This window comes from Bifidobacterium sp. UTCIF-1, from assembly GCF_006408915.1.
GTDB lineage: Bacteria > Actinomycetota > Actinomycetes > Actinomycetales > Bifidobacteriaceae > Bifidobacterium > Bifidobacterium reuteri.
In genome coordinates this window covers 71,139-84,614 of sequence record NZ_JFAG01000016.1, presented here as the reverse complement: position 1 = coordinate 84,614, position 13,476 = coordinate 71,139, and the positions used below count along the sequence as shown (strand labels likewise).

11 protein-coding genes and 1 pseudogene are annotated in these 13,476 nt (G+C 57.7%); 3 read left to right on the top strand and 9 right to left on the bottom strand.

Translation table 11 applies throughout. The features are described 5' to 3' along the window. From BW09_RS08280 to BW09_RS08270, 3 genes and pseudogenes are all read right to left on the bottom strand, one after another. Window positions 1-186 (bottom strand): annotated as a pseudogene (locus BW09_RS08280) (hypothetical protein); the annotation flags it as partial. Between the two features lie 168 nt (window positions 187-354). After that, window positions 355-1,008, bottom strand: a complete 654-nt coding sequence (locus BW09_RS08275; RefSeq protein ID WP_140463083.1) for an ImmA/IrrE family metallo-endopeptidase — start codon at window positions 1,006-1,008, stop codon at window positions 355-357. Further along, window positions 995-1,333 carry a helix-turn-helix domain-containing protein gene (locus BW09_RS08270; protein WP_140463085.1) on the bottom strand — a complete coding sequence of 113 codons (339 nt, stop codon included), beginning with the start codon at window positions 1,331-1,333 and terminating at the stop codon, window positions 995-997. The genes BW09_RS08275 and BW09_RS08270 overlap by 14 nt, the downstream gene beginning before the upstream one ends. Window positions 1,334-1,784: 451 nt before the next feature. On the opposite strand from BW09_RS08270, the gene BW09_RS08260 reads away from it, so the two are divergent. Next, window positions 1,785-2,180, top strand: coding sequence for a hypothetical protein (locus BW09_RS08260; RefSeq protein WP_140463087.1), 396 nt, complete (start codon window positions 1,785-1,787; stop codon window positions 2,178-2,180). Window positions 2,181-2,290: 110 nt separating this feature from the next. Here the strand turns inward: BW09_RS08260 and BW09_RS08255 are convergent, their stop codons facing one another. The 5 genes from BW09_RS08255 to BW09_RS08235 all read right to left on the bottom strand — a co-directional run bounded on the left by BW09_RS08255 (window position 2,291) and on the right by BW09_RS08235 (window position 9,717). Continuing rightward, window positions 2,291-2,935, bottom strand: coding sequence for a tetratricopeptide repeat protein (locus BW09_RS08255; RefSeq protein ID WP_140463089.1), 645 nt, complete (start codon window positions 2,933-2,935; stop codon window positions 2,291-2,293). Continuing rightward, entirely contained in the window at window positions 2,932-4,158 is a 1,227-nt protein-coding gene (locus BW09_RS08250) for an ATP-binding protein (RefSeq protein WP_140463092.1), read from the bottom strand. The genes BW09_RS08255 and BW09_RS08250 overlap by 4 nt, the downstream gene beginning before the upstream one ends. A 93-nt stretch (window positions 4,159-4,251) precedes the next feature. Next, the gene (gene brxC, locus BW09_RS08245) at window positions 4,252-8,046 is read right to left on the bottom strand and encodes a BREX system P-loop protein BrxC (protein WP_140463094.1); all 3,795 of its coding nucleotides are present in this window, start codon (window positions 8,044-8,046) and stop codon (window positions 4,252-4,254) included. Beyond that, window positions 8,043-8,888 (bottom strand): DUF1788 domain-containing protein, encoded by an 846-nt coding sequence (locus BW09_RS08240; RefSeq protein ID WP_258185035.1) that lies wholly within the window; start codon window positions 8,886-8,888, stop codon window positions 8,043-8,045. The genes brxC and BW09_RS08240 overlap by 4 nt, the downstream gene beginning before the upstream one ends. Window positions 8,889-9,009: 121 nt before the next feature. Continuing rightward, complete coding sequence (locus BW09_RS08235) at window positions 9,010-9,717, bottom strand: DUF1819 family protein (protein WP_140463099.1); 708 nt, start codon at window positions 9,715-9,717, stop codon at window positions 9,010-9,012. 477 nt (window positions 9,718-10,194) lie between these two features. On the opposite strand from BW09_RS08235, the gene BW09_RS08230 reads away from it, so the two are divergent. Both BW09_RS08230 and BW09_RS08225 read left to right on the top strand, forming a co-directional pair. Further along, window positions 10,195-10,932, top strand: a complete 738-nt coding sequence (locus tag BW09_RS08230) for an alpha/beta hydrolase (protein ID WP_140463101.1) — start codon at window positions 10,195-10,197, stop codon at window positions 10,930-10,932. A 281-nt stretch (window positions 10,933-11,213) separates the two neighbouring features. Beyond that, a complete protein-coding gene (locus BW09_RS08225; RefSeq protein WP_140463130.1) occupies window positions 11,214-12,062 on the top strand; it encodes an aldo/keto reductase in 849 nt (282 codons plus the stop codon). A gap of 505 nt (window positions 12,063-12,567) precedes the next feature. Here the strand turns inward: BW09_RS08225 and BW09_RS08215 are convergent. Continuing rightward, the gene (locus tag BW09_RS08215; RefSeq protein ID WP_044088462.1) at window positions 12,568-13,443 is read right to left on the bottom strand and encodes a nitrilase-related carbon-nitrogen hydrolase; all 876 of its coding nucleotides are present in this window, start codon (window positions 13,441-13,443) and stop codon (window positions 12,568-12,570) included. Between the last annotated feature and the right edge of the window lie 33 nt (window positions 13,444-13,476).

Below are 13,476 nucleotides of genomic sequence, written 5' to 3'. Positions count from 1 at the left end.
AGATTTTGGCGCGAATATCTCAATGACGTCATTGAGATTGACAGATTGTTTAATCCAATCATCGTTGTATAAAGATTCCCGCTCTTTTGCCTTGCGTACACGCTCTTGTTCCATCGGTGACTGAGGTACGACATCTTCAAGGTAACGTTTTGATGCGGCGGAGTATTCGGATTTTGTATCCGACATGGTAAGACCTCCCTAGGGTTACATACGAAAATGAAAACTTCCGCATAGTGGAATCCAATGGAAATTCCTCCGAAGATACCGCATAATCAAATTGTCGTAGGAAGATGCCTGCATCTTCGAAAGAGGGTGTTACTGGTTCGTTTCGACGTTCTAGGAACGCCCTCTTGTTTATCTCATAATGACATCCTTTCCCGTATGAAGCGGCTCTGTAGCGTTCACAGCAGCTTCTAAACCCTGCGTCCCCTCGCGGTTTTCTAACAGCAGACCTCTCCTATATAAATCAAGGATCGCGTCATCAATCGGCTTATTCTCTGCGCGATGATGCAACCACCCCAGATACGCTTTGAATGCGTAGCCGCCGCATTCGGCGGAAAGCCCGAACCGTTCGGCGACCTCGTCTCCGGAACTCAAACCCAGACAATTGATGATAGCCGGCGGCGCAATGGAATACCTTCCCCAATAGTTGGCCTGCTTCTCCGCCAAAGGGCTGTCCCCTTTATGTCCAAGGAAGCAATGGGCAGCTTCGTGCGCATTGGTGAACCGGTTTCTGCCATCCGATTCATAATTGTTGTAGAACACCAATCTGATATCCCCATCAGCTTCCTGGAGCGTAAAGGATATTCCGCTGGGACAGCCGCTCAACATGAGAAGATCATCCAGATTCGAGACATCGAGTCCCACCGAATATGGCATAACCTGAATGCCTGCCGAAGCCATTAGCTCCACTGGATCAACGGGAATTCGAATGAATCCCAGTTGACCAAACGCTTTCACCACGCTCCATTTCAGCATGGTGTACATCGAATCATCAATCCCGACCATTGCGCTCCTTCCTCGCCTTGAGCAACGTCGTAATAAGTTCGGCCACTTCAGCCTCGCTTAGATCCCCTCCATGACGTGCGCAATATTCCTTAACGAAACCAAATGGCGTTTCAATTGTCGGCTCCGGTTTGCCCAGTAATGCCGCGGAAGTCGTATGCAGCGCCGTCGCAATATTCGCAAGAGCCTCGGCTCCCGGTTCCTGAACACCTGACAGATATTTCGATATGCTCGACTGAGATACGCCGGCATAATCAGCAAGTTGAGCCTGCGTTATGCCATATTGCCGCATCAGCCTTCTCACCTTTTCTCCAAGTTGTTCGGTCATATCTTTCCTTCCACGTATTTTCGTTTCCGAAAGACAGTATACTACATATATTCGTATCCGAATACCACAAGCAAAAATCCAAGAGTTCCGCAGCGGCGTCCGCGGTCAAAACAACATCAAGATTCTAGAGAGAAACGGAATCGAGTACCATATAGTCAAGACCTATCCCAATGGTGTCAGGGTCGGATACGTACCTGAGCATCGCGCTAAAGCGAAACGCTCCGGAATTTGACAGGCTCGGTTCCCGAAAAAATGGACGACCCGTGACATCGTGAAAGCGGGAGAGCACGTTAGCCGACTCAAGCATAACCGTGGAACCCATGACGGAGTTACGATGTGGGGAACATGGAAAGGCGTACGTGTCGGCGTAAAAGAAAACCAATGGTCATATTGCCACGATTTTCCCCGACATCAAACAATCAGAACAACCTCGACAGAGGAAAAGGAGCAGATGATGTTTGATATCAATAATGTTCGAGCGATTATTGCCGAGCGTAATGCTACCGACAACGAATGGGATGACCGCATTGAACAGTGCTGGAATCAGCTGGTCGAAGAATTAAGCCAAGACCCCCATCAGACAACCCAACTCATACTGCATTGTTCCGACGAGGAGCTGTCAACCATTGGCGAAGTTCTCGATGAACTCGTCTGGCGAACCCAAAGCTTCGATATTATCAAAGCATATCGGATTGCCATCAGGCTCCATCCAGAGGAGAGCAAAAAGTTTCATCTCGGCGAAACGCTTGACGATGCAATCAAGTCCATGCTGAAAGACCGATCTGAGGTCTACCGGCTCATCGTATGGCGTCCCTCACCTGCGGAACTTGAGCAAGTGCAGCGATGAGGACCCACGACAAGCAATTCCAAACGGTGAGGACAGCTATAGCATGGCCATCGGCATTGTCTGTTCCTTCGCTTGAGGATTTTATTGTGGGGGTTCTTTTGAGCCCCACATCAATCAAGCACGCAATCATTCGTACGAGCGCATCCCGCCCGGGCACTTTCCAGCGCCTTGCCATACCAATTAAGCCCGCCCGACAGCGCGACTTCGAAATGGGCGACCGCATGACGGTAATACCAGTGGGCGAGTTTCCTGTTCTCGTGATCTCCTTCGCCCCGCTCGCAGCATTCGGCAAGACGCAATTCGATGCTGGCCAGCACGGCGGCGCCCTGTGGATTGTCGGGATCGCATTCGTTGCCCGCGAAATACCCCGCCCTGCAATACAGTTCGACGGCCTTTTGGGGGTCGCGAGCGCATCCGCGTCCGGAACGATAGAGATCGCCGAGCTTGTAGCAGCTTTCCGGATTATCCATCTCAGCACCGAGAGTAAACCAGTGGAAAGCCTGTGCGTCATCCACTGAGCCGATACGGCCGTACAAATACACGTAACCGAGGTTCGTGGCCGCCTGCGCATTGCCTATGTTCGCGCTGCGCTCATACCATCGCGCCGCCTGTTGGAACAAACGGGCCCGCTCGCCGGGATCATTCTCGCGCATGGCGGCGTCATAGTTCGCCGCGCCGATGTCCAGCGAAATGTCACCACCGAATACGATATCTGCGGTCTCGTCGTAATTATCGCTCGTCATTGTATCGGTCATATATTCTCCTCGTTGAGCAGCCAATCCAATGCATACACTTGTTCGATGCCCTCGTGCGAGGTCGGGCGTTCGTCATCAAGCGTGATCAAGATCTTCGGATAATTGTCCCTGACCGCACGCAATGACGACAATTCACGTTCCAACGTGTTCGGATCGCGAACAGATTCACTCACTTGGTAATATCGGCGTCCGCTGGCACCATTGGTGATGAAGTCGATCTCACCGCCCGAGCCTTGTCCGACGTATACGTCGCCTTCTCGGCGCATAAGCTCCAAAAACACAACGTTCTCCAAGAGACGCCCCGTGTCGCGTACGTTGTTGGAGCATAGGATGCGGCGGATGCCGAGGTCCACGGTGTAGTACTTGCGCTCCTGACGTAGCGCACGCTTGCCTTTGATGTCGAATCGCTGCACCGGGTAGAAGATGAACGCAGCCGCAAGACCTTCCACATAATTGGATACTGTGGGCGGCGATATCTTCGTACCCATTGAGGTCATGGCATCCGCGATGGACTTGGGGTTGACGAGGTTACCGATGTTGTCGAACAGGTATCGGGTCACCGTCTCCAGCGTGGCGATGTTGGATACGCCAAGACGCGCCGCCACGTCCTTGAACAGAACCGTGCTGAGAATGCCGTCAAGGTAATCGTGCAACATGGTCTCATCGCCGGGAAATCCCACCGTTGCAGGAAGCGCGCCGTCGTGCAGATACTCCGACCATGCGCGCTGCAAGGTCAATCCCTCATTGGAACGAGCGCTCCAATACTCCGCGAAGGAGAGCGGCGTCATGGAGATCTCCACATACCGACCGGATATCAGGGTCGCCAGCGTGCCAGAAAGCAACATGGCATTCGAGCCGGTGATATACAGGTCAAGATCGCCCCTGGCCTGCAAACTATCGAGAGCCTTCTGAAAGTCTGGCACGTTCTGGATCTCATCGATCAGCACATAGCGGCGACCATCTGTTGCCGTGTGCGCGAGCGCGCATCGTCGAAGAATTTCCTCGTGAAGCTTGTGATATTCGAGGAATTGCTCGTTCTCCAGTAGCTCAAGGTTGATGTGGATGACGGCTTCGGGGGCAATGCCATACCGTGCGATCAGCCGCTGCTTCCAGAGCGTCATCAGCGTGGATTTGCCACATCGACGTACGCCGGTGATCACCTTGACCACGTCACGGTCTTTCCACGCGTCAAGTTTGCGCAGATACTGCGGCCTGTCGATCATCGGCGCGCCCTTTCAGAAGAATAAAATCGAGTTGCAATACCGCAAGTATATCACTGGATTTAAAATGCATTTTAAATCTGTACGAAAACCGGCTCAAAGTAAAATGCGTTTTCCTTCTTGGATGGCGGCGATGAGCTCACGGCGGTAGGCGTCGAGGAATTCGTCCACGTCGTCCTCCGTGCGCAGCATCGGCTTGGGATGGGGCGGCCTGACGCGAATCGTGCGAGCGGCAGGCTCAGCGGATGCCGGAACGGGCTTCGGCATGTGTTTGGGGGCCGGCGTGACGGGCGCATCGTCCGTATCGTCCGACTCCGTCCCATGAGAGCCGCCCGGCGTCGGCGTAATCGTCACGCTCGGTTCGGTCTCTTCCGGCCGAACCGGCTGCTCGGGTCGGGCCTTCGCGGCATCCAGCTGGTTGACCAGCGTCAGATACAGGCTGCCGCGCACGGTGTCGGCGGTCTGGCGGATGTCGGCGATGTACTTCGCTCCGCCGATTCTGGCCTCCGCATCCTGAAGCGAGTGCAGGGCGCTCCGCTGGGCATCCTCCCGGGCGTTGCGGTAGGAGTCGATGCCTGTGATGGATTCACGCACGTCGGAGACTACGCCACGGGCACGTTCGCGCTCCTCGCCCACCAGTTCGCCAAGATGCCGCTGCAACTCGGCCAGACGGGTCTTGAACAGATTGACCTTGTTGCCGCGGAACAGGAGCGGATCGTCCGCGATGGCGCGTACCCCGTCGCGTTCCCGCTGCAGGTCGGGGGCGGCAAGCGAGAAGTTGGAGTCGTTGGTCTTGATCCACTCCAGCCCGTCGGCGAGCACGTCGCGCTGCGCGCCGTTGAGCACCTTGCGAATCGGATCGATCACCTCCTCCTTGTCGTCGAGCAGCTGATCGGTGTTGTTGCCTTCATCCCCGCTCGGGAAGAATCCCAGAATCCACTCATCGCCCATCGCAGCCACGGCCTTCATCCGCTCCAACGGCTTGTCAAGCTGGCCGACGAACACGAACCGCCCGTTGGCGGCCTTGAGATTCTCGAGGCTTTGCGCCTGGGTCGCGAGCCCATCCCTGATGGCCCGGGCCATGTCCTCGGAGTCGCCGGGCAGCTTGTCGGCGGTCAGCCCCAGATACTCGTTGGCGAAATCGCGCAGCTCACGGAGCTTGGAGGCGTCGTAGCGCTTCGGAATCACCACGCGCACGTTTTCGGTCTTCTTCTGGTTGGTCAGATACTTGACCACATCGGTGTGCGATACCCGATTGCTGTCGATCATGAGCCGGATGCGCTCGGTGCCATACAGGTAGCACAGGCATGCCAGCGTATCAGGCAGCGGCCAACCGTACGGTACATCCTCGTAATGCTGGATCACGTCACGCACGGTCGGTATGAGACTGCGCCTGATCTGGCCGGCCACATAGTCGTAGATATCCTGCGCCGGCAGGTCCAGAAGCGTCCTCGTCGCATTGGTGCCGTCCAGCGAAGGCGTGGGATCAGATGCGTCAGCGAGAACCACGGGCAGGTCTTTCTCGGTGTACGTGAGCCCTTCCACCATGCTGAAGTTGGTGTACAGGCGGCCGATCAGCGTCTGTATCGCCTCCGTGATGATGACGACCGCATCCTGACTGGCCTTCGTTGCCAGCTGCGAGCCGTTATAGGCGATGACCGCGGAACACACCGATTTGGCGACCGCCGCGCGCAACTCGCGCTGCATGATGTCGAGGTCGCCGCGTTTGTCGTCGATGATGCGCTTGCGCGGCCCCGGCTCATTGGAATGGAGACGCAGATACTTCTCGGTGCGTTCGACCATGGCCAGATCGCGCAGCAGAGTCTTGCCATCGTCGCCGAGAATCACCCGCACCTGCTCGCGCTCGCCGGACGAACGCAGTATCTTGGCGTCCAAGGACGCGTCGTCCAGCGGGGTGACAACATGCAGTGTAATCGGATAGGAGTGCCCCTGCGCAATGCCATCAATCATCAGACCATAGCGGAAATAAGCTTTCTGCCTGCCTTGGCCATACTCCACACGCAATGGCTGGCCAAGGATCTCGCCGAGAATCCTGCCGAGCCGATCGCGAATGCGTCCATCCTCGATATCGAGGTTCTTGATCTCGCTTTCGACAGCCTGCTCGTCGTTGGTCAGATACTCGTACTCGTCACCTGTACGGTGCACGTAGTTCTGTCGTTCCAGAACATCAAGCGTCTCCTGGATACGGTGTTCCAGCTCGGGCAGATTCTCGCCGAACCCGGCGAGCACGAGAATGCGCAGATTGCGCACGTTGGCCTTGAACCCCTTGACGTGCTTGACCAGCAGCAGCGCCTTGAGCAAAGGCAGCGCCAGCTCGCGGATCTGCGGGTCGAGTTCGCGTTCGGCCTCGTTGATGCGATGGTTCACCGAACTCTGGATGGTACCGGCGATGCCGTCATACAGGGCGCTGAACGGCACCAGAGCGCCAAGAGCGTCGTTCTTGTGCTCCACCAGCGCGATGCTTATGGTGGACAACAGTGAACGTTCGCCAACCGATCGATGCTGGCCCTCGAAGAAACCGGCGTCGCTCATGCCGCGCATCGCATCCTGGAACAGGGCGAACTCATAGTTGATGAACGGATAGGTGGCGGCGAAATCCTCCTGAGTGCCGAACCGGAGATTCTTGAACTGGCGCGCGCCGCCTTCGCCTTGGAAGGTGAACAGGGCGTCGAGCTCGTCACGATGCATGCGCCACAGTTCGTCGACCGACGCCTCACCCCGTTCGTTCTTGGTGAGCAGTCGTTTCTGGATGACCTCGATGGCATCGGCGCTGGAGAGTTTCAGGTTTACTGCGAACCGGCCTTTGATCTTCGTGAAATCAAGCCCCTGCCTTACCGTGCGGTCGCCTATGACGGCGTCGATGTCCTCCTGGGAGGTGACGATCACCCACACGCGACCGTTGGTGCGGGAGAACAGCTCTTCGGTCACGGTCTGCAGGTTGAGCATGAGATTGGCGTCGTCGCCGATGAACTGGCCGACCTCGTCCACAAGGAAGATCAGACGCTGTTTGGCGGGCTGAAGCTGCAGCCAGGCGTTCACATCATCGGCGAAATCGGCGATGGTCGGGTTGTACTGTTTCTGGTAGTCCTTGAGGATGTCGCGCACCTCGTCGCCGGTCGCGGCGGAAAACGCCCTGTCGATCTTGGGGCCGGAGAACGCGGCCTGAGCGCGTCCCTTGGACCATGGCTTGCCGGCGATCAGTTCGAACTGGTGTATGAACTCGTCAAGGCAGCCGTTGGAGTCGAGGTCGCGTTCCATCTTCGCCACGTACTTGTTGGCGCCGTAGTAGCCGCGCGCCTCGTCGAACACACGGATGAAGGCGTCCATGAGCACGGTCTTGCTGCCCTTCTGCGCCTTGCTGTCGATGTTGAACAGCAGGGACGTGGCGGGGATGCGCAGATTGGCGTCCAACAGACCTTCGAGCTCGTGGTTCTCGGCATCCCGCGCCTTGGACTTCATGATGTCGATGACCTGCGCGCGGTCCAGCGGCTCGGTGACCCCAGCGCGCACGCCGGCCGGGATATCGCCCAGAATATGGGAGAGGATCTTCAAGAGGTGGGATTTACCGGAGCCGAAGAAGCCCGAGATCCAGACACCGTTCGTATAGTCGGCGGACGGGTCGTTGTATGTGTCGAGGAATAGTTCGAGATTGGTCTGGATCTCGTTGGTCAGCACGTATTCGCGCACCTCGTCGGCAAGGTTGCTGTCGTCGCTGGCCTTGATCACACCGTCGATCTTGTCGTCGATGTTCTTGACGAAGATGTCCCTGAGCTGCACTGCGCCCACGCGTGCGTGTGCCGTGCCGTCGCTTCCGTCGACTCCACCATCACCCATGATGACGTCCATGCTCTCGCTCATGTCCTCGCTCATGCGCCGGCTCCTTCCATAATCGCGGTGTTGAGGCTGAATGCCCGGTAGTAGTTGTCTGCGTCAAGCCGATCGAACAGGCGCATGACCGACACGGTCGTGGCCGTCTTCTCGTAGGTTCCCGGGAAGAACACCACCACGGGGGTATTGGAGGGAACAACGTCCTGGATGCAGTTGAGCAACGCATGGGTGCGGATGTACGGATATACCTGTCCCATGCCGGTGAGGAACACCATATCGGCCTCACTGCTCGCCGCGGCCTGCTGGTAGCACTTCCTCAATGCCTCTTTCAAGTCGTCGTTGTCAGGGCCGAGCATACCTGCGAGCGCCTGATAGAAGTCGTCCTCCTGCAGCGGTGGCCACTTGTCGATTGTTCCATCGGCACCATTAATGTCGGCATCGATGCCATCGGTGTCGTGGCCGTCACCGTCGCCGTGCATCTCGGGCTCCTGTTCGATGGCCGAGTCGAAAACGTCATTGTCCTTCATGATTCCTATGGCCATCTCGTACAGGTCGATGACCAGTACGGCGGGCGCGACATCATCGGAGTCCATGGGGTCCATGCCCTGCAGGCGATTGACCAGCATCGGAATGCGGCGCCTCACCTCCAGCTCCTTTTCCGGAGGATAAGCATAGATGAAGTTCGCCGGCTCACCGCCGGTGTCCTCGCCGTTGCGGAACCGCTTGGAGCTCATGTACCGGAACAGTCTGTCGAAATCCTGTTCGATGCTGCGGGGCTGGCGGACCGAACCTACCGCACTGTGCGAGCCAGATGTGCTGTGCAAGCCAGACGCGCCCTGCACATCATGCACAATCCGCGTACCATGCACATCATTGAAGTCCATCACGCCTCTGCCTCCTCTCACGACCTTTACGACCGTCCCGGCGCGCACGGCCCTCGTGGCAGTTGCGCTCCTCGCGGCCATATCCGCCCGATTCACCTGACGGTTTCAACCCTACTTGCCCTCAGCCCTCGCTCATGGGGAAGAACCGGAACGATTCCGGCCTGTCCTCAAGGATACCGGCCACCGACCCGCCAAGCAGTGAGGGCAGCAGCGTGTCACTTCGTCTTTCCACCAAACCGGCCTCCGACATCGCCTTGAACACGTTCGAGCGCAACTTGTTCGACGTGGCTGGGCTGAGCTCCTCAAGCTCCTCATGCCACATGGCCTTGCCTTGGATGAACCGGTCGTAGTCCTCACGGGTCACTGTCGGCAGGCCCATGAGGTAATGATCGCGGACCACTTCGGTGGCGAACTCCCCGATAAGTGCGTAGTAGCGGCACATCGCCACCCACATCAGCGCCTGGCAGTCATTGGCCGAGGTATCGACATCCGCCAGGAAACGTGTTTCCTCCTCGGTGAGCGTACTGAGACGTTTGAGCACCTCACTGACTACGCGGGCGTTCGCCGACTGCGTTCGGATGGACAGCACATTGTCATCAATGGCCTGTCGGCGGACCTGCAGTATACGCTCCCCCAGTTCACCTTCACCGACAACTTCGCCGGCCAAGGGTGACGAATCCGCTCCCGACACCGCGTCTTCCGCTGGACAGCCGTTCTTCACAAACAACGAGGCGATGATCCGGCCCTGCGGGGCCAGAAGCCCGCCGACCGTGAACGACAGACGGTAGCGTCCATTGTGCAGAGTTTCGGAACCATATGAACCCGCCATCGCATCTCCTTGTGGTCCTTGAGGACTATGGACTACGGTTGCAAGAATATTTCAGACTACCCCCGGGCAGCGATATACACGCGATATACACGCGTTCCAATCACGAGCTTGCACCGCGCAGGATTACAGCATCGACCAACTTCGCCCATCGACGTCAGTACACCGCGGCATACAGTCATTGATTGCATTCTGACTCCCCTTGTCAGAACGTTGCCGTGAAGCAAACAGCGGAGCTGTTGGTAGGTGCTGTGCGAGCCGACAGGCGAGCTGGCAAACCGCGCGCGAAGCGAGTCCCTGATTGCAGGACGAGCTGGCCCGCGAAGCGGGACTGAGGGGTAGTTAATCAATCAACGAACTTCTGACGTGGAAGACTAGACTGAAAACGCAATTGTGGCGCACAAAGCTGGTGAACCGGCACATCCGACTCGCCAGCTTTACCCCTACGACCGTAATACGTCCATGACACGAGGTGAGACAATGCGTCTTCGGTTCACTAGCAATCTCGCGGCTTCCCCGGCGGAGGACAACCGGCTGTTCGCGATGTTCCACGGATACGGGAACAACGAAAGTGAAATGGTCCGCATCATCGATGCGGTGTATGCACATGATGCACACGGTGCGCAAAGCGCACAAGGCGCGCGTTCCTGTGCGGAAGCGCATGGAACCGTATCCATGGCTCCACAGCCGCTCATAGCTGGATCAGCACCAGAATCGGTCTCTATGCCGCTTGGCACCGAGCCGAGTTATCTCTCGTTCCGGGGCACCTTCTCCAGACCCTATATGGGCGGGCATTACTGGTATCCGGATGGTTGCGGTGTCGAGGAGCGTCAGCGCGAATGCGCGTCAGTAGGCGAGACGGTGACAAAACTGCTCAGCGCTCCCCTGTTCCAGCACCGGCGCATCATTCTTGTGGGATTCTCGCAGGGCGGGTACCTCTCATACCGACTGGTCAAGGCGTATCCGCGACTGTTCAACACGGCCATTCTGCTCAGCCCGTCGTTCAAAGGCGAAGAGGGGTCGACACTTGAATCGTCAACGCGATTCTTCCTTGCATACGGGGCCAACGATCATACGATTCCCTCGGACGATCAGCGCAATGCGCGTGCCGTGCTGGAGAATGCCGGTCATCTGACCTCTCGGACATATCCCGGCATGGGGCATGCCATCTGCGATGAGGAAATCAGCGACATCCGCGGGTTTTTGAACGTCCTCTGACCGTATTGATGTTCTCTGAACGCCTATCTCGCTTGAGTGAGGTACATTTCCGGTTTTGCCGTAAGTACCTCATTCAAGCGAGATAGCCCCCAAGATAATCCATTTTCAGCACTTCGATCACGGCCGGCACTCAACTCTGGCTCGGTGGTTTTACTCACACGCCCGTCACCTCTTTCGGAGAGACGAAACCCTATAGCGAGAGGGTACAGTAAGCATGGAAAGAAATAAGAGCCCAATGGCCTCATGGCATAGGGCAGAACAGCAAAGGAGCGATGATGACGCTGATGGAACCGCCGGCAATCCCCACGCGCAAGGCGCATGACGGGCTGGAGCTGCCGTCCATAGGATTCGGCACATACAAGGTGAACGGCTTCGCGGGCGTCGAGGCCATCAAGTCGGCGCTGGAAGTGGGCTACAGGCTCATTGATTCCGCATTCAACTACGAGAACGAAGGCGTGGTCGGCAAGGCGATCCGCGAGTCGGAGGTGCCTCGCGAGGACATCATCGTGGCCTCGAAACTGCCGGGCCGCCATCACCAATACGATCAGGCACGCGCCACCATCGAAGAGTCGGTGGCCCGCATGGGTCTCGACTACATCGACCTGTATCTGATTCATTGGCCGAACCCCTCGCAAGGTCAGTTCGTGGAGGCGTGGCAGGCGCTGGTCGACGCGCAACAGCAGGGCATCGTGAAGCATATCGGCGTGAGCAACTTCCTGCCCGGCCACATCGACCTGCTCATCCGCGCCACCGGAGTGACGCCGGCCGTGAACCAAGTGGAGCTGCATCCGTTCTTCCAGCAGAACGAGCAACGTGCCTATGATGACGCGCACGGCATCATCACCGAGGCGTGGAGCCCGCTCGGACGCGCCAACCAGATGCTCAAGGACCCGACCATCGTGCGCATCGCCGAGAAGCACGGCGTCTCCCCCGTGGCCGCCATCCTGCGCTGGCATCTGCAACTGGGCGACGTGGCGATTCCGAAGTCCATGCACCGCGAGCGCCAGCGCGCCAACCTCGACCTGACCGGTTTCGCGCTCGATGAGCAAGATATGCGGGACATCGCCGCCATGGATAACCCGGAGGGCTACACCTTCGGCCAGGACCCTCACTGGCACGAGGAGGACTAAGGCAGCGGTTCGGTGTGGTCGGCTCGCAATGGAATCAGACGCCAGTATCCCGCGTCATTAATTCGCTGTTTATAATTCTGGCTCCCCTTGTCAGGGGAGCTGGCCCGCGAAGCGGGACTGAGGGGTAGTGAATTAATCAACGAACTTCTGGCGCAAGATACTGTCCCGTCACTGACTGCCCCGTCACTGACCGGCCGGCGTCCGACGAATATGGGTCACATCGTCGGAAGTACCAGTACCTAAGAAACATGCTATGTTCCATGCCGGAGCCGTCAAGCCCCCTGTCGGCTGATGCCGCCCTTGTGCCCCGTGGCCTTGAATGGCTGTGCGTGGCGCTTTGATGGTTGCGAAGCGCCACGCACAGTTGCTTTGCCCACTGTTGTCTGCTCGCCCAAAATATGGCTCTCCCCGCTATGCACGCCTTTGACCGAAATGTTCTTGGCCCGCAGAGCCTTCAGCCACCGCTCATCCATAGCGTGTCTTCTATTGTCATTCATGAGCATCCTCATCTCAGCTTCGGGTCGGCGAACCGCCGATTCTTCAGTACCGGCAATATCTCGCGTACTCGTTCAAGTCGATTCCGGTCCAAAACAGCGTTGATCAGGCCAGATTGTGTATCGTCCGCTTCAGCCATGGTCTCGCCCATGGGATCGATGATGCGACTGCATCCGATGTTGCGCTTGCTGACCTCACTGCACGCCAGCACATAACAGGTGTTTTCCACGGCTCGGGCCGCCGTCAGCAGTCGCCAGTGCCGTTCTTTGGAATCGCCCCGTACCCACGCCGCGCTCACCACTATCGCATCGGCACCACGCACTGCCAATGATCGAGCAACCTCCGGGAACCGCACATCGTAGCAGGTCATCACACCGATCTTCCACCCATCAATATCCACGATGGGAGGCAATTGTGTACCGGGACTAACCACGTCGGATTCCTTCGCGGCAAACGCATCATACAAGTGGAGTTTCCGGTAGTCCGCGATAATGTCGCCTTCGCGAACCACCAGAAAGGCGTTGGAAACGCGATTGTCCGGCTGACTATCCCGATGATCGTCGGGGCGATCCTCATCTCCTCGCATATTTCGCGCATCCGGCACGACGTGGACCGTCCCCATCAACGTGATGTGGCGATTGGCGCTGATCCGCCGCAACCCCGTGACGAACGGGCCGGCGATGGACTGCGCATGGGCGGCGGCGAACGCATCATCATCACCGTCACGCGCGATAAGGCCCTCGGGCAGCACCAGCAGTTTCGCGGCGTCCTGCGCCGCATCCCGCGCGAACGCATCGATCAATTTCAGATTGCGTTCCGGCTCCCGCGCAACAGTAAACTGTGCGACTGCCACCTTCAACCGGTCATCGTACGATGCGTAAATCATGCCCATACTCGCGTCCCGCCAGTCTCACGACGA

Coding starts and splice junctions, on each gene's coding strand:
- BW09_RS08235 (WP_140463099.1), bottom strand. CDS start 9,717: ATGGCGGGTTCATATGGTTCCGAAACTCTGCACAATGGACGCTACCGT.
- BW09_RS08240 (WP_258185035.1), bottom strand. CDS start 8,888: ATGGACTTCAATGATGTGCATGGTACGCGGATTGTGCATGATGTGCAG.
- brxC (WP_140463094.1), bottom strand. CDS start 8,046: ATGAGCGAGGACATGAGCGAGAGCATGGACGTCATCATGGGTGATGGT.
- BW09_RS08260 (WP_140463087.1), top strand. CDS start 1,785: ATGATGTTTGATATCAATAATGTTCGAGCGATTATTGCCGAGCGTAAT.
- BW09_RS08230 (WP_140463101.1), top strand. CDS start 10,195: ATGCGTCTTCGGTTCACTAGCAATCTCGCGGCTTCCCCGGCGGAGGAC.
- BW09_RS08250 (WP_140463092.1), bottom strand. CDS start 4,158: ATGATCGACAGGCCGCAGTATCTGCGCAAACTTGACGCGTGGAAAGAC.
- BW09_RS08255 (WP_140463089.1), bottom strand. CDS start 2,935: ATGACCGATACAATGACGAGCGATAATTACGACGAGACCGCAGATATC.
- BW09_RS08275 (WP_140463083.1), bottom strand. CDS start 1,008: ATGGTCGGGATTGATGATTCGATGTACACCATGCTGAAATGGAGCGTG.
- BW09_RS08270 (WP_140463085.1), bottom strand. CDS start 1,333: ATGACCGAACAACTTGGAGAAAAGGTGAGAAGGCTGATGCGGCAATAT.
- BW09_RS08215 (WP_044088462.1), bottom strand. CDS start 13,443: ATGATTTACGCATCGTACGATGACCGGTTGAAGGTGGCAGTCGCACAG.